This window comes from Acidovorax sp. SDU_ACID1 (genome assembly GCF_045291395.1).
Classification (GTDB): Bacteria; Pseudomonadota; Gammaproteobacteria; order Burkholderiales; family Burkholderiaceae_C; genus MR-S7.
In genome coordinates this window covers 1210408-1226327 of the sequence record NZ_CP152342.1, presented here as the reverse complement: position 1 = coordinate 1226327, position 15920 = coordinate 1210408, and the positions used below count along the sequence as shown (strand labels likewise).

Below are 15920 nucleotides of genomic sequence, written 5' to 3'. Positions count from 1 at the left end.
GGGATGCGGGCAGCGCCCGCAAGGTGCAGAAGACTCAGCCGCGCGAGCGGCGGCCCTTGCCGCCGCGGCCGGCCTTTCCGGCTTCGGGCTTGCGGCCGGAGGGCTTGTCCGCCTTGCCGCGTGCGCCGCTGCGGGCCTGCCCGCGCGCCGGGGCGGACGCCCTGGCATCGTCCACCGGAGCACGCACGGGCGATTCTCGCCCTTTCGCGGCCTTGCCGGGCTTGGCAGGCATGCCGTCCATCTCGTCGCGCACGAGGCGGAAGTCGATCTTGCGCCCGTCCAGGTCCACGCGGCTGACCTGCACGCGCACCCGCGTGCCGATGGAATAGCGGATGCCGGTGCGCTCGCCCCGCAGCTCCTGGCGCGCCTCGTCGAACTTGAAGTATTCGCCGCCCAGCTCGGTGATGTGCACCAGGCCCTCGACGTACAGCGCATCCAGGGTGACGAAGATGCCGAAGCTGGTCGCCGCGCTCACGACGCCGCTGTACTCCTCGCCCAGGTGCTCGCGCATGTATTGGCACTTGAGCCAGGCCTCCACGTCGCGGCTGGCTTCGTCGGCGCGGCGCTCGTTGGCGCTGCAGTGCAGGCCGGCGGCCTCCCATGCCTCGATCTCGCGGCTGCTGCCCGCTGCCTTGCCGCGCGGCGGCTTGGCGCCGTCCGACGCCTTGGAGGCCGCCAGGCGCTTGGCCAGCTTGAACTGCGCCTCGCCCGGCGTGGGCAGCTGGGGCAGCACGTAGCGGCTCTTGCCCAGGACGGACTTGATGACGCGGTGCACCAGCAGGTCGGGGTAGCGGCGGATGGGGCTGGTGAAGTGTGTGTAGGCCTCGAAGGCCAGCCCGAAGTGCCCGCTGTTGACGGGCGTGTAGATCGCCTGCTGCATGGAGCGCAGCAGCATGGTGTGGATCTGCTGCGCGTCGGGCCGCTCCTTGGTCGCATCGGCGATGGCCTGGAACTCCGACGGACGCGGGTCGTCACCGATCGTCATGCCCACGCCCATGGCCTTGAGGTAGGAGCGCAGGATGTCCTGCTTTTCCGGCGTGGGGCCTTCGTGCACGCGGTACAGGCCGGGGCGGTCGGCCTGCCCGATGAAGTCCGCGCTGCAGACGTTGGCCGCCAGCATGGCCTCCTCGATCAGCCGGTGGGCCTCGGTACGCACGCGCGGCACGATGCGCTCGATGCGGCCGTTGTCGTCGCAGACGATCTGCGTCTCCGTGGTCTCGAAGTCCACCGCGCCGCGCGTCTGGCGCGCCCCGAGCAGTGCGCGGTACACGTCGTGCAGGTGTAGCAGGTTGTCCACGCGCTCCTTGTAGCGGCTGGCCTCCGGCCCGCGGGTGTTGGCCAGGATGGCGGCCACCTCGTTGTAGGTGAACCGGGCGTGGCTGAGCATCACTGCCGGGTAGAACTGGTAGGCGTGGATCTCACCCTTGGCCGTCACCAGCATGTCGCAGACCATGCACAGGCGCTCGACGTGCGGGTTCAGCGAGCACAGGCCGTTGGAGAGCTTCTCCGGCAGCATGGGGATGACGCGCCGGGGAAAGTACACGCTGATGGCGCGGTCGTAGGCATCCACGTCGATCGCGCTGCCCGTCTCCACGTAGTGGCTCACGTCGGCGATGGCCACCAGCAGGCGCCAGCCCTTGCCGCGGCCCACGCGCGCCGGCTCGCAGTACACGGCGTCGTCGAAGTCGCGCGCGTCCTCGCCGTCGATGGTGACCAGCGGCACGTCCGTCAGGTCCACGCGCTGGCGCTTGTCCTTGGCGCGCACCTTGTCGGGCAGCGCCTTGGTCTCGGCCAGGCAGGCCTCGGAGAATTCGTGCGGCACGCCGTACTTGCGCACCGCGATCTCCACCTCCATGCCGGGGTCGTCCACCTCGCCCAGCACTTCGACCACCCGGCCCACGGGCTGGCCGAACAAGGCGGGCGGCTCGGTCAGCTCGACCACGACCACCTGGCCGGGCGTCGCCGCGCCGGTGGCGCCTTTGGGAATCAGCACGTCCTGGCCGTAGCGCTTATCCTCCGGCGCCACCAGCCACACGCCACTTTCCTGCAGCAGGCGGCCGATGATGGGCTGGGGCAGCCGCTCGACGATCTCGACCACGCGGCCCTCGGGCCGGCCCCGACGGTCGTGGCGCACGATGCGCACGCGCACGCGGTCCTTGTGCAGCACGGCGCGCATCTCGTTGGGAGGCAGGTAGATGTCGGCCTGCCCGTCGTCGCGCAGGACGAAACCGTGCCCGTCCCGGTGCCCCTGCACGCTGCCTTCGATCTCATCCAACGAGAGCTGCGGCGCGGGTGCACTGGAGTGATTTTTTTTGATATACAATCTCTGTCTTTCCTGAAATGCCCAGGTGGCGGAATTGGTAGACGCACTAGTTTCAGGTACTAGCGAGTAACATCGTGGAGGTTCGAGTCCTCTCCTGGGCACCAAGTTTAACGAGAACCCGCCAGGGTTTCCTACAAAAGGCCGCTTTCGCTGAAAGCGGCTTTTTTTATTGCCCCGCCGCAGGCCACGCACGGCCGCCGCAGAAATTTTTCGGTTTTTGACTGGAAGGCCAAAAAACCTGTCCTATAATCGTGGCTTCCCTGAAATGCCCAGGTGGCGGAATTGGTAGACGCACTAGTTTCAGGTACTAGCGAGTAACATCGTGGAGGTTCGAGTCCTCTCCTGGGCACCAAATACAAAAAGCCGCTGTGTCGCCACAGCGGCTTTTTTCATGCCTGCGCACATCACAAAAGAGAGCTGCCTGCGCTTGCTGCACAAGGGTTTCAGGTATTTTTGAACCTGAAACGCCCAGCCAGTAGGCGCAGGCAGCTCTTTTTTCAGGAGCGCGCTACGCGCTCCGCTCTTGCGCAGCAGCGCCTTGAGGGCGCTCTGCAGGCGCCGCGCGCTGGCCGTGTCGCTGGGGGCGGCCAGCACGCGCGCCGTGTCCTGCCCCCAGGTCTGGGCAGGAGCGGGATCGTTGCGCTTGGTCAGCAGCTGCAGCTGCAGCGCCCGGCGCGCCGGCAGTTGCTCGGCGGGGGTGGGCACTTCGGCCGCCATTTCCAGGCGCAGCAGCGCCTCGGCGGCATCGCCCGCAGGCGCTGCGGAGAGCGACTGCGCCCATGCGCCGCGCACGGCGGCAGTCACGGGGCCGCCCAGTTCCTGGGCGCTGGGCAGTTGCGCGGCGTCGCGCTTCTCCCAGGCCGCCAGCAGCTGCGTGAGGGCTTCGCCATGCGCCTGCGCGGCCAGCTTGCGCAGCGCGGCCTGGGCGTGGTCCATGGCCTCGCGCTGGGCGCGGAAGGCCGCATCGCCCAGGCGCGGGCCGCGCGGCTCGCGGTCGCCGAAACGGCCGCCGCGATCCCCCCCATGCGCCCTGCGCCCTCGCGCGCGCCACCCTCACGCGGGCCGCGGCCGTCCCTGCGGTCGCCAGGGCGTGCGGGGCCGCGGCCGGGCGCTGCGGGAGCGTCCTTCTTCATGCCGGGGCGGTCGTCGCCACGCACGGCGACCACGGGGCGCGGCGCAGCCTTGGGCGCCTCGGCCGTTTCTCCTGCTGCGCTTTCAGGCGCTGCTTGCGCGGGCCCTTCCCCTTCCTGCGCTGGAGCCGTTTTTTCCTCGGATTGCGCCTCTGCCTGGCTGCGCAACGCAGCCTCCAGCGCGGCCATGGCAGAGCGGATCTGCTGGGCGTCGCCGCCCGCGTTCGCGGCTTCGAGCGCCTTGGAGGCGTCGAGCACGGCGCGGTCGCGCGCACTCAGCTCGGTAGCGGTGCGTTCGCGCTGCGCGCTCTTGCGGTTGAAGGCCTCGTCGATGGGCTTGCGGAAGGCGTCCCACAGGCGCTGCTCCTGCTTGCGGTCCAGCGGCACGGCCTGCGCCTCGGCCTGCCAGCGCTGCTGCAGGGCCTTGATGGCATCGATGCGCAGCGCGGGCGCGGCGCCCAGCGCGGTGGCTTCCTCGATCATGGCGTGGCGGCGCTCCAGGCTGGCCTTCTGCGCGGCGTCCAGCGGAGCGCTGGCAGCGGCCAGGGCCTGCTTCCACACCGGCTGCAGCTCGGCGAAGACCTTTTCGCTCACATGGCCGCCGGCGCGCCAGCGCTCGGCAAACTGGTGCAGCGCACGGCCCGCGGCCTTCCAGTCGGCGGCCGCGCCCTCGCGCTGCGCCTGGGCCCAGGCGTTGACCTCGTCGATCAGCGCCTGGCGCTGCGCGCGGTGCTCGGCGGCCTCGGTGCGCACCTTGTCGAGCCAGGCCTCGACCACCTTGTGGGCGGCGTTGCAGGCGTCGTCGAACTTCTTCCACAGCCCGTGGTTGGCGGGGGCGCCCTGGTCGGCCTGCTTCCACTGCTCGCGCAGCTGGCGCAGCGTCTCCTGCATCTTGCGCCCGCCCAAAGCCTGGCCTTCGGGACGCTGCAGGAGCGCCTCGGCACGCGCCACGAGGTCTTCGCGCACCTGGTCGGCACTCCAGCGCTGCCAGCCTTCGAGCTCGCCCGCGGCCACCAGCGCCGCATGCCCGCGCTGCTCCAGCTCGTTGTCGATGACGCGGCCGTGCACCTTGAGCACGCCGCGCAGCGCGGCGGCGGCGCCCACGCTGGCCTTGCCGTGGCCTTCGGCCGTTTCCTTCTCCAGCGTGGCCAGGGCCTCGCGCACGGCCTGCATGGCCTTGTCACGCTGCTGCGGGTCCACCTTGGGCTTGGCGGGGGCTGCCTTGGCCGCCGCGGCGGCAGCCTCGGTGGGCAGGCCGCGCGCGGCGCGCAGTTCGTCGGCCCACACGGGCACGGGCGGCAGGGGGCCTGCGCGTCCTCGGCAGCGGCCGCGGTCTGGGCCAGGGCGGACTGGAAGGCTTCCCACACCACCTGGAGCTGGCTCTGCGATGCCTCCAGTTGCGTGGGGAAGCGCGCCTCCACGCTGGGCCATGCGGCGTCGCCCGTGAGCTCTTGCGCCTGCTCGCGCCAGCGGCCCACGTCGGCGCCCAGCACGTCCAGCGCCGCCTGCGCGTCGCGCCAGGGCTTGGTGGAGAGCACTTCGATGCGCTGCGCGAGCAGCACGGCCGCTTCGCGCTGCACCTGCACGCGGTGCTGCAGGTCTTCGATGGTTTTCACGCGGTCGGCCAGCTGCGTCTTGAACACGGACAGGGGCTCGCGCGACAGCGGCGCGCCGGCCTTGGCGGCGTCGCGCTGCCACGCCAGGGCGTCGGCGATGTTGAGCTTGGGCAACGCCAGCAGGGCCTCGGCCTTGGCGGCCCATTCGGCGGCGATGGCTTCCTGCGCGCCAGCGCGGCGGATTTCGTCGAGCCGCTCGCGCACGGCGCGCGCCGCGCCCTTGTCGCGCGCGCTCAGCTCCTTGAACACCTCCTGCAGCTTGTCGGCGGCGGGCTGGGTGGCGAGCCACTCGCGGATGCGTGCCGACCGCTCGCCCGACGTGGGCGCGGAGAAGGCGCCGCCCGTCAACGCGTCGAGAGGATGCGGCTCGGAGGTCTTGGCCGGGGCCGGGGTCGCTTCAGGTGCGTCGGACATTTTGCTGCGAGAAGAAAAAGGGAACATGGGTTCTTGTGGTGAGAAACGGGCGGCCTGCGCCGCCCGTGCCGGAGCCTGCCGCCACGCTGCGCGCAGATGGTGGAAGGCGAAACCGCTATTTTCGCCCGGTTTTACCGGAAGCCGACTCTGCGCCACGTCATGAAGGCGCCAATGCCTGCGCACCACCCCACATCGGGCGTGTGCAGCGCAGTACAAGGCGCCACTCTATCGGCAGGGGCCGCCGTGTGCTGCAAGATCGTGTTTCAGCGCGCCGCGAGCGTCAGTTCGGCCTTCGGGCCGCTGCCCTGCGCGCCATCGTCGGTGAGCTTGCTGGCCCCCACGAACAGCCGCTCCAGAGGCACCTGGCGGCTGGCGAGGTAGTCGCGCACGGCCACGCCGCGCGCCAGCGCCAGCTCCTGCATGGAGTTGCCGGGCACGGCGATGCTTTGCAGCAGCAGCGCCTCCATTTCGTGCTGCGGCAGGTCCTTGGCAATACCCACCAGGTTGCGGGGCTTCTTGATGTCGGCGCGCCGGTAGACCTCCTTGAGCAGCGCGGGGTATTCCGCATCGCTGACCGGGGTGACCTCGGCGGCGTTGCCGCCGTCGCGCACGGCGGCGCGGCGCTTTTGCGCCATGGCCAGGTCCCGCAGGCGCATGCGCTTCCAGGCTTCCTGCTCAGCCTGCGGCTGGGCCCAGCCCACCACCGTCACCCGCAGGGCCGGCCGCTCCACCAGCGCCTGGGCCATCTTGTCGAGCTGCTGGCGCGCGCCGTCGTCCAGCGCCGAGCTGCCGGCGGCGAAAGCCACCGCGCCCTGCTCGTCTCCGCCGCCGAAGACGCCTGCCAGCAGCGAGAACGGCGCCGTCACGGCCTTCATGATGAGATTGCCGATCACCTTGAGGATCACCGCTCCCAGGCGAAATTGCGGGTCGTTGAGCGAGCCGCTGACGGGCAGGTCCACGTCGATCACGCCGTTGCGGTCGGCGAGCAGGGCCGTCGCCAGGCGCACCGGCAGGCTGGCGGGAGCCCCCTCCACGGGGTCGCTGAACGCCAACTGGTTGAGCACCAGCTTGTTGCTGGCCGTGAGCTGCCCGTCGGGCTGGACCTTGTAGGCGACGTCCATGCTGAGCTTGCCCCGCTCGATGCCATGGCCGGCGTATTTGATGCTGTAGGGCGACAGCGGCGGCAGCTCCAGGTCGCGCATGCGGCCCTGGATGTCGAGCGCCAGGGGCTTGGCCAGCGGGTTGAGCTTGCCCGTCACCTCCAGCGACGCCGTGCCCTGCACGCGGCCACGCAGTTCCAGGTCGGCCATTTGCGGCCCGCCGCCCGGCGTGGTGGCGACGGAAGAAAACGCGCTCAGCCGGCCGCCCAGGTCGCTGATGTTGGCGGAATAGTTGGGTTTGATGAAGTGGTCGGTGAAGTGCACCGCGCCGTTGGCCAGCGCCACGGGGCCGAAGCGGATCACGGGGGCCAGGGGGTCGGTGGCCTGCTCCCGGGCCTCTTGCGGCTCGGCCGCGGCAGCCTCCTTGCGGATGTCCTGCAGATTGATGCGCCCGCTCTCCTGGACGATGATGCGCGCGAAGAAGTCGCTGAGCGCCGTCTCCTGCACGTCCAGCGTCAAAGGCTTGCCTGGCTCCATGCCCAAGGCCACGCCGCGCAGGCCCAGCGACTTCCAGCGCAGCAACTCCTCGCCCTGCTCGGCCACGCGCGGGGCCTGGCTGCCCTCCCCGTCCGCAGCGAGCACGCGTACATCGTCCAGGGACAGGTCGCCCTTCACCGCCACCGAGGGGCCGGCCTTGGCATCGGCATAGCGCACGTCGCCAGTGAAGCTGCCGTCCGCGCGGCGGATGTCCACGTTCAGGTCCTGGCTCACATAGGGCTCGAAGGCATGCAGCGGCAGGTTGCGCGCCCGCACCTTGCCCTGCAGCGCCAGGCCGGGCGCCATGGACAGCGTGGCGTCCAGCGTGAGCTGCCCCGCCTCGGCGCGGCCCGCGCCAGCGCGGGTTTGCAGGTGCACGGGGAACGGCGCCATCTTTCCGTCCCGCCAGGCGAAGCCGCTCGCGCGCAACTGCAGGGCGGAGAGGTTCAAGGCCACGGGCCGGGGCGCGGCCGCGTCACGGAAGGCCACGTCGGCGCCCGCGATCTCGGCCGACTCCACCTGCACCGACCACGGTGCACCGGCTCCGGCACTCGCCGCCTGCGGGGCCTGCTGCTGCACGGCCAGCCACTCCTCGAACATCCAGCCACCCTGCCCGGAGCGCGACACCAGCAGGCGCGGCTGCTGCAGCGCCACGCGCGCCAGCGACAGCCGGCGCTGCGACGGCAGGACCCAGGCGTCGGCCACTTCCAGGCGCCCCAGCTCCACCAGGGCGGATTTGGCCGCGACCGCCACGCCCCCGTGGCGCAGCGTCTCGCAGCGCGTGCCGGAGGGGCAGGACAGGCTGGCCTTGTCCAGCGACAGGCGGGCCACCTTGGCGGCCAGCACCTCGCCGTCCCGGGCCAGGCCGATGTCCGCGTCCAGCGTGCCCGCCACCGAGGGCTTCAGCACGCCGGCGAGGTACGGACCCGCCATGGCGACGGGCAGGCCGCGGATGGAAACGGCCGCCTGCGCGCGCGTGCCGGCGGCCTGGCCCTGCAGCGCCAGTTGCGCACCGCCTTGCGGCACGCCGCCGCCCGACAGTTGCGCACTGGCCTGGAACTGCAGGGGCTGGTGCAGGGGCCAAGCGATGGCCGTGGCGTCCATGCGCAGCTGATCGGCCTTCCAAGTGGCACGCCCGCCCGGCAGGCTCTCGTCCTCCCAGTCGAATACGCCGTCGCGCAGGCTCAGCCGCCCCAGCCGGAACTGCCAGGGCGCCTCGGCCGATACGGCGGGCGCTTCGGCGGGCGCCGATGCCTCCATGCCGGGGAGCACCACGGCGCCGGAGGCGTCCCGGCGCAGCAGCGCCCGCACGCCTTCCCAATCGACGGATTCAATATCCACCTGGTGCTGCAGGGGCTGCACATCCTTGAGCACGACGCGCAGCGCGTCGAAGCCCAGCAGCCGCCCGCCCTGCGCATCGGTGGTCTCGGCGCCGCGCAGCGCCAGGGAGCCCGCGATCTTCACGCGCGGCGCGGCGGCCTGCTCGAAATGCACCCGCAGATCGGCGTCCAGCACGCCCGCGCGCAGGCGCAGCGGCACGGAGTGCGGGATGTAGCCCGCGAAAGGCGCCAGGTCGAAATCCTGGATGCGCACGCGGGCCTCGGCCTCGCGGTCGTCGGCGAAGGGCGTGGCCTGCGCGGCCGAATCGAATGCGCTGCCATTGAGCTCGAACGCCAGCCGAGGGGTTACCTTGACCTCGCGGTCCGCGGACAGATTGCTCAGGAACGGCACGTCCAGGCGCACCTGCCGCAGCGTGTGGACCTTGTCCACCGTGCGGTCGTCGAAATCCACGGAGCCTCCGCGCAGCACCATGTTGTAGAGCGCGAAGCGCGCAGGCTTCGCTTGCGGATCTTCAGGCTCCGGCGGCTGCGAGAAGCGGGCCAAGATGTCGTCCACGTCATAGTGCCCCGCCGACGTCTGCGCGACGCGCAACACCGGCCCATCCACCTCGATGGCATCGACCACCGGCGCCAGGCGCCACAGCGATTGCAGTTCCGCATCTATATAGATACGCTCCACCTGGGCCTGGGGCTTGCCCGCTCCCTGCGACGCGATGGACAGGCCGTGGAGGGTCATCTCCAGCGTCCAGGGCGAGAAGTCGACTCCCGCGACGGTGACCTCGCGGCCCAGGGCTTCGGATGCGTGGCGCTCGATCTGCGACCGCACGATGGGAGGCACCGCCACCCATGCCAGGACCCAGAAGACCAACAGCGCGCCCACGCACCAGGCTACCCGCCGCGCCCATGGACGACGCCCTATCTCTTTTACAAACTGGAACACACGGCCCCCATACTCTGACGCATCCGGCGATTGCATCAGAAATCCGTGGGTTGGCCTTGTAAAAAAGCGCAAACCGCAAAGAAAGCCCGGTGAGCGGAATTCTCCGGTCACCGGGCTTGATGGCAGACACAAGGTCTCTTGCCATCTTTTTGCGCCATGGAGATAGCTGTCCACGGTGCAGGAGGCAACGATTGCCTCCAGGGGGTGCCAAGAATGGGGCGGCCTGGCTGGACGGTGCACTGCATGCAAGCCATCCAGAAGACGTTGCCTCATCCGGCGGATGCCTGAATCGATCAGGCAGGGATAAGGTACCAGACTTGCACGGCAGGTGCCAACAGCTTCTTTCAATGGCAGCAGCGCCACGATTGCGTGTTTCATTTGCGGCGCCCGCCGGCCTGAAATTCGTCAAAAACTGTGCTTTTTTACAAGTTGTATAGAATTTTTAATTCTAAAAACCTCAATCATCAGTATTGACCTGGAATTTGAGGAACTCCTAGAATCCGCCAGCTCCAAAAACGGACCTCAGCAGAAACCCTCATCCGCTGCCATCCCGGCTACCACAGCCTGCCCTTTCCCCGGCGCGACGCGCCAGACACAGGCTATCGATGGCACACCCCACCGGGCAACACCGCCTGGCAAGACCGAGTCTTCCGAGCTTCTTCGGGCCACAGCGCCCCTCGGGACTCGACTCAGAAAGGAAGAGCTATGACAGAGTCAGGAAAAGCGGTTGCCGGCGTGCGCACCTTCGCGGCCGATGTGGCCAGCGGTTTTCTTGAAGTAACCCACAGCGGCTTCGCCCTCCTCGGGCTGGCCGTGGCCTTCGCCGCCATCGCGCTGACGGCGCGCCCCGACCTGCGCCAGGCAGGCGAGGAGCAACTCATGGGCTGGCTCCAGGCGCGCCAGGTCGCGGTGATCGGCTTCCCCGTGGAGCCCGGCGCCAGCGAACGCGCCACCGCCAGCAACCCCAAGGACCTGCCCCGCGAGCAGGCCGCCGTGGCGTACTGGCTCAGCAAGAAGTACCGCGTGGCGCCGGAGCCCCTGGCCGTGCTGGTGGCCGAGGCCTACGACATCGGTGCCCGCACCAAGCTCGACCCGACGCTGATCCTGGCCGTGATGGCCGTGGAGTCCAGCTTCAACCCCTTCGCCCAGAGCCCCGTGGGCGCGCAAGGGCTGATGCAGGTGATGACCCGCGTGCACACCGACAAGTACGAGGATTTCGGCGGCCGCTTCGCCGCATTCGACCCCGTGGCCAACCTGCGCGTGGGCGTGCGGGTGCTGCAGGAGTGCATCGCGCGCGCCGGCTCGCTGGAGGGCGGCCTGCGCTACTACGTGGGCGCTGCCAACCTGCCCGAGGACGGCGGCTATGCGGCCAAGGTGCTGGCCGAGCACTTCCGCCTGCGCCAGGTGGCCGGCGGCCGCGCCCCGGCGACGCCCCCGGCCCTGGTGACGCCGCCCACGCTGTCGACCAAGGCCGCGCCCGACGCCGCCGTGCCCGCGGCGCAGCCGGCCGCGCAGAAGGTGGCCCTGCTGGAAGGCGTCTGACCTGCCGGCCGTCCGCTACACTAGCGGGGTACGCAACTGGCGATAGGCGCGGCGCCCCTCCAGGCCCGCCGCTGACGTGGAAATCCGGCAAAGACCTCTTTGCAAACCACTGGGGAGCGTACCGCGCACCGCGCGATCCGTCGTTCGCCTGGGCAGCCCTTGAAGATTCCCAAGGGACACACCCGTTCATCTGACTGCCATGTACCAACGCAACATTCTTGTCGAACAAACCGACCCCGAGGTGTGGGCCGCCATCCAGGCCGAGAACCTCCGCCAGGAAGAACACATCGAGCTGATCGCCAGCGAGAACTACGCCTCCCCCGCCGTGATGGCCGCGCAGGGCTCGCAGCTCACCAACAAGTACGCCGAGGGCTATCCCGGCAAGCGCTACTACGGCGGCTGCGAGAACGTGGACGTGATCGAGCAGCTCGCCATCGACCGCATCAAGCAGCTCTTCGGCGCCGAGGCCGCCAACGTGCAGCCCAACTCGGGCTCGCAGGCCAACCAGGCCGTGCTGATGGCCTTCCTCAAGCCCGGCGACACCATCCTGGGCATGAGCCTGGCCGAAGGCGGCCACCTCACGCACGGCATGCCGCTGAACATGAGCGGCAAGTGGTTCAACGTGGTCTCCTACGGCCTGAACGCCAAGGAAGAGATCGACTACGACGCCATGGAAGCCAAGGCGCGCGAGCACCGCCCCAAGCTCATCATCGCCGGCGCGTCGGCTTACTCGCTGCGCATCGACTTCGAGCGCTTCGCGAAGATCGCCCGGGAAGTCGGCGCCATCTTCTGGGTGGACATCGCCCACTACGCGGGCCTGGTGGTCGCGGGCGAATACCCCAACCCCATGCCGCATGCCGACGTGGTGACCTCCACCACGCACAAGAGCCTGCGCGGCCCGCGCGGCGGCATCATCCTGATGAAGGCCGCGCACGAGAAGGCCCTCAACTCCGCCATCTTCCCCGGCCTGCAGGGCGGCCCGCTGGAGCACGTGATCGCCGCCAAGGCCGTGGCCTTCAAGGAAGCGCTCTCGCCCGAGTTCAAGGCCTACCAGCAGCAGGTCACGAAGAACGCCAAGGTGTTCGCCGAGACGCTGATCCAGCGCGGCCTGCGCATCGTGAGCGGCGGCACCGAGAGCCACGTGATGCTGGTGGACCTGCGCGCCAAGGGCATTACCGGCAAGGAGGCCGAGGCTGCCCTGGGCCAGGCCCACATCACGATCAACAAGAACGCGATCCCCAACGACCCCGAGAAGCCCATGGTGACCAGCGGCATCCGCGTAGGCACGCCCGCCATCACCACGCGCGGCTTCAAGGAAGAGGAAACGCGCATCACCGCCAACCTGCTGGCCGACGTGCTGGACAACCCGCGCGACGAGGCCCACATCGCGGCCGTGCGCGCCAAGGTGAACGCGCTCACCAGCCGTTTCCCGGTCTACCGCTGACCCGGCGCCCGACGCCCCGCCGCCATGAAGTGCCCTTTCTGCGGCCACCCGGACACCCAGGTGGCCGAAACCCGCGTGTCCGAGGACGGGGACTTCGTGCGGCGCCGGCGCCGCTGCAGCGCCTGCGACAAGCGCTTCACCACCTATGAGCGGCCGGAAGTCAACTTCCCTGCCATCGTCAAGAAGGACGGCCGCCGCGTGGAATACGACCGCAGCAAGCTGCTCGACTCGTTCAACCTGGCGCTGCGCAAGCGCCCGGTGAGCACCACGCAGATCGACAGCGCCATCGAGCGCATCGAGGAAAAGCTGCTCAACCTCGCGCAGCGCGAGGTACTCTCCAGCCGCATCGGCGAGCTGGTGATGCGCGAATTGAAGAAGCTCGACAAGGTGGCCTACGTGCGCTATGCCAGCGTCTACCGCAGCTTCGAGGACATCGACGAGTTCCGTGCGCTCGTCGACGAAGTGCGCAAGTAGCCCCGCGCTCCTTCATTCATAGCTGCCAGCGCTTGGCTGGCAAGCGCTGGAGCCCTTTTTCATTCAAATGCTGGCCGGAATCGGCGGCACTGGCTGCGCCACGTCGCCGCACTGCGCGCGGTGGCGCAGCGCGTGGTCCATGAGCACCAGGGCCAGCAGCGCCTCGGCGATGGGTGCGGCGCGGATGCCCACGCAGGGGTCGTGGCGGCCCTTGGTGACGACCTCGGTGCTCTGGCCGTGGATGTCGATGGACTCGCGCGGGCTGATGATGGAACTGGTGGGCTTGATGGCGAGGCTGACCTCGATGTCCTGCCCCGAGCTGATGCCGCCCAGGATGCCGCCCGCGTTGTTGCTCGCGAAGCCCCGGGGCGTGAGCGAATCGCCGTGCGTGGTGCCGCGCTGCGCCACGCTGGCGAAGCCCGCGCCGATCTCCACGCCCTTCACCGCGTTCAGGCCCATCATCACGTGGGCGATGTCGGCGTCCAGCTTGTCGTAGAGCGGCTCGCCCAGGCCCACGGGCACGCCCGTGGCCTGCACGCGGATGCGCGCGCCGCAGGAGTCGCCCGCCTTGCGCAATGCGTCCATGTAGTCCTCGTAGGCCTGCACGTCGGCCACGGGGGCGAAGAAGGGGTTGTGCGGCACGTGCTCCCAGCCCTCGAAGGGAATCGGCAACTCGCCGATCTGCGTCATGCAGGCGCGGAACCGGGTGCCGAACTTCTCGGCCAGCCACTTCTTGGCCACGGCGCCCGCCGCCACGGTGGGCGCCGTCAGGCGCGCCGACGAGCGGCCGCCGCCGCGCGGGTCGCGGATGCCGAACTTGTGCCAGTAGGTGTAGTCGGCATGGCCGGGGCGGAAGCTCTGCGCGATGTTCGAGTAATCCTTGCTGCGCTGGTCCTGGTTGCGGATCAGCAGCGCGATCGGCGTGCCGGTGGTCTTGCCCTCGTAGACGCCCGAGAGGATTTCCACCGCGTCGGGCTCGTTGCGCTGGGTGACGTGGCGGCTGGTGCCGGGGCGGCGGCGGTCGAGGTCGGCCTGGATGTCGGCCTCGGAAAGCTGCATGCCGGGCGGGCAGCCGTCGATCACGCAGCCGACCGCCGGGCCGTGGGATTCACCGAAGTTGGTGACGCAAAAAAGGGTGCCAAGTGTGTTGCCGCTCATAGGGGCGCGATTATCCCAGAGCGGCTCACACTACTAAAAAAAGAGCTGCTCGCGCTTGCAGGACAAGCGCTACAGCCCTTTTTCATTCAAGAACCGGCGCGCACGATGCGGCCCGCGCCCGGCGGCGCCACGGGGCTGTGCGTGCGGAAGTAGTCCTCCAGCGCATCCAGGTCCTGCCCGCCGCCCACCGCGTCGCGCCCCTCGGTGAACATGGTGAAGTTGTCGCCGCCCGAGGCCAGGTAGCTGCTGACGACCACGCGCAGCGTGTCGCCCGGCGCGATGGGCGCGCCGTGCAGCGTGAGGCCGGACACGCGCTCGCCGCGCGGGCGCGAGAGGTCGTAGCGGTAGCCGAAGCCCTCGGACACCGACAGCACGCGCGGGCGCTGCACGGTGTTGGTGCCGCTGTCGAACTGCTGCTCCAGGATCTCGCGCAGCTGCGCGCCGCTGTAGCTGCGCACCTCCAGGCTGTTGCCGAAGGGCTGCACGGCGAAGAGCTGGCCGTAGCGCACCAGCCCCTGTTCATCGGGCACCAGGTCGGCGCGCACGCCGCCGGGGTTCATGAAGGAGATCTGCGCCCCGCCGCGCTCGGGCGCGCGCGTGGCGGCCAGTTGCGCGTCGGCAATCAGGTTGCCCAGCACCGACTCGCCCGAGGGCAGTTGCTGGCGCAGGAAGGGCCCGCCGGCCTGCCCCACGGGCCGCTGCACGAGCGGCGCGGCGGCGGCGCGGTAGCGCTCCACCAGGCTCGCCACGCCCGCATCGGGCGCGAACACGGGAAAGCCGGGGTGCAGCGCCACCCGCCCCTGCGCGCCCGTGAACGCCTCGCCCTGCACGATGACCTGGCGCGCGCTCTTGCGCGCCACGCGGCGCGTGCGCGTGTCCACGGCCAGGCGGATCTCGGTGAGCAGCGTGCCGTAGACGCCCGCGCTGGTGAGCAGGAAGGGGCGCGCGGGATCGACGCGGCCGTAGTCGCAGATGTAGGCCCGGTGCGTGTGGCCCGAGACGACCACGTCCACCTCGGGGCTCAGGCGCTGCAGGATGGGCACGATGTCGCCGCTCAGGCCTTCGCAGCCCGGCTCGGTGACGGGCGCGGTGGTACTGCCGCCTTCGTGGATCACGGCCACGATCACGTCCGCGCCCTGCGCGCGCAGCAGCGGGATGAGCGCATTGGCCGTCTCGGCCTCGTCGGCGAAGCGCAGGCCCGCCACGCCGGCGGGCGTGACCATGGTGGGCGTGGTGCGCAGCGTCAGGCCGATGAAGCCCACGGTGACCGTGGCGCCGCGCTCGGTGAAGCGCTTGATGCCGGTGGCGGGCAGCAGCGGGCGGCCGTCCTCTTGCAGGGTGTTGGCGGTGAGGATGGGAAAGCCGGCGCCCGCGAAGGGCCGGCTGATCTGGCACGGCTCGCGCAGGGTGTGCTTGTCGCAGCCGCCGTGCTGCAGGCGCAGCAGCTCGCGCCAGCCCCGGTCGAACTCGTGGTTGCCCGCGGCGTGGAAGTCGATGCCGATGGCGTTGAACGCCTCCACCGTGGGCTCGTCGAGGAACAGCGCCGACACCAGCGGCGACGCGCCCACCATGTCACCCGCCGACACCACCGCGTGGTGCGGGTGGCGCGCCTTGAGCGCAGCGATGGCGCTGGCGAAGTAGGCCGCCCCGCCCGCCGGCACCTGCGCGGCGCCGGTGGCCGCGGGCACGGGCACGGCCTGGCGCGGCGGCTCCAGCTGGCCGTGGAAGTCGTTGAAGCCGATCACGGCGATGTCCATGAGCGGCGGCGGCGCGCTGGAGCCGCAGCCCGCGATCAGCGACAGGCAAAGCGCCCATGCCGCCCCGTGGATGAATCTGTTGCTGCCCATGCCTGCTTGTGCTCCCCAAAAAGAGCTGCCAGCGCTTGTACAGCAAGCGCTGGCA

7 protein-coding genes, 2 tRNA genes, 1 pseudogene and 1 riboswitch are annotated in these 15920 nt (G+C 69.9%); of the genes and pseudogenes, 5 read left to right on the top strand and 5 right to left on the bottom strand.

Going from position 1 to position 15920, the window contains the following annotated elements; all coding sequences use genetic code 11:
* Positions 1–34: 34 nt before the first annotated feature.
* A complete protein-coding gene (rnr, locus tag AAG689_RS05945; protein ID WP_406625138.1) occupies positions 35–2323 on the bottom strand; it encodes a ribonuclease R in 2289 nt (762 codons plus the stop codon).
* A 19-nt stretch (positions 2324–2342) separates the two neighbouring features.
* Here rnr and AAG689_RS05940 point away from each other — a divergent pair.
* Positions 2343–2427, top strand: a tRNA-Leu gene (locus AAG689_RS05940).
* A 163-nt stretch (positions 2428–2590) separates the two neighbouring features.
* Positions 2591–2675 (top strand) — tRNA-Leu (locus AAG689_RS05935).
* 170 nt (positions 2676–2845) lie between these two features.
* On the opposite strand, the pseudogene AAG689_RS05930 reads toward AAG689_RS05935, so the two are convergent.
* Both AAG689_RS05930 and AAG689_RS05925 read right to left on the bottom strand, forming a co-directional pair.
* A pseudogene (locus tag AAG689_RS05930) lies at positions 2846–5483 on the bottom strand (DUF349 domain-containing protein); the annotation flags it as partial.
* 263 nt (positions 5484–5746) lie between these two features.
* Positions 5747–9436: a DUF748 domain-containing protein gene (locus tag AAG689_RS05925; RefSeq protein ID WP_406625137.1), complete on the bottom strand. Its 3690-nt coding sequence runs from the start codon at positions 9434–9436 to the stop codon at positions 5747–5749.
* A 669-nt stretch (positions 9437–10105) separates the two neighbouring features.
* Between AAG689_RS05925 and AAG689_RS05920 the strand changes: the two genes are divergently transcribed.
* The 3 genes from AAG689_RS05920 to nrdR all read left to right on the top strand — a co-directional run bounded on the left by AAG689_RS05920 (position 10106) and on the right by nrdR (position 12860).
* Positions 10106–10942: a transglycosylase SLT domain-containing protein gene (locus AAG689_RS05920; RefSeq protein WP_406625136.1), complete on the top strand. Its 837-nt coding sequence runs from the start codon at positions 10106–10108 to the stop codon at positions 10940–10942.
* Positions 10943–10964: 22 nt separating this feature from the next.
* A riboswitch (ZMP/ZTP riboswitch) is annotated at positions 10965–11103 on the top strand.
* 38 nt (positions 11104–11141) lie between these two features.
* Positions 11142–12386, top strand: a complete 1245-nt coding sequence (gene glyA / locus AAG689_RS05915; protein WP_406625135.1) for a serine hydroxymethyltransferase — start codon at positions 11142–11144, stop codon at positions 12384–12386.
* 24 nt (positions 12387–12410) lie between these two features.
* Positions 12411–12860 carry a transcriptional regulator NrdR gene (gene nrdR / locus AAG689_RS05910; RefSeq protein WP_406625134.1) on the top strand — a complete coding sequence of 150 codons (450 nt, stop codon included), beginning with the start codon at positions 12411–12413 and terminating at the stop codon, positions 12858–12860.
* 63 nt (positions 12861–12923) lie between these two features.
* On the opposite strand, the gene aroC is transcribed toward nrdR, so the two are convergent.
* The gene (gene aroC / locus AAG689_RS05905; RefSeq protein WP_406625133.1) at positions 12924–14018 is read right to left on the bottom strand and encodes a chorismate synthase; all 1095 of its coding nucleotides are present in this window, start codon (positions 14016–14018) and stop codon (positions 12924–12926) included.
* Between the two features lie 86 nt (positions 14019–14104).
* The gene (locus AAG689_RS05900) at positions 14105–15865 is read right to left on the bottom strand and encodes a bifunctional metallophosphatase/5'-nucleotidase (protein ID WP_406625132.1); all 1761 of its coding nucleotides are present in this window, start codon (positions 15863–15865) and stop codon (positions 14105–14107) included.
* Positions 15866–15920: the final 55 nt, after the last annotated feature.

Bases quoted from the DNA above. Each gene is read 5' to 3' on its own strand.
- AAG689_RS05925 (WP_406625137.1), bottom strand. From the start codon at position 9,436: ATGCAATCGCCGGATGCGTCAGAGTATGGGGGCCGTGTGTTCCAGTTT.
- AAG689_RS05920 (WP_406625136.1), top strand. From the start codon at position 10,106: ATGACAGAGTCAGGAAAAGCGGTTGCCGGCGTGCGCACCTTCGCGGCC.
- glyA (WP_406625135.1), top strand. From the start codon at position 11,142: ATGTACCAACGCAACATTCTTGTCGAACAAACCGACCCCGAGGTGTGG.
- nrdR (WP_406625134.1), top strand. From the start codon at position 12,411: ATGAAGTGCCCTTTCTGCGGCCACCCGGACACCCAGGTGGCCGAAACC.
- aroC (WP_406625133.1), bottom strand. From the start codon at position 14,018: ATGAGCGGCAACACACTTGGCACCCTTTTTTGCGTCACCAACTTCGGT.
- AAG689_RS05900 (WP_406625132.1), bottom strand. From the start codon at position 15,865: ATGGGCAGCAACAGATTCATCCACGGGGCGGCATGGGCGCTTTGCCTG.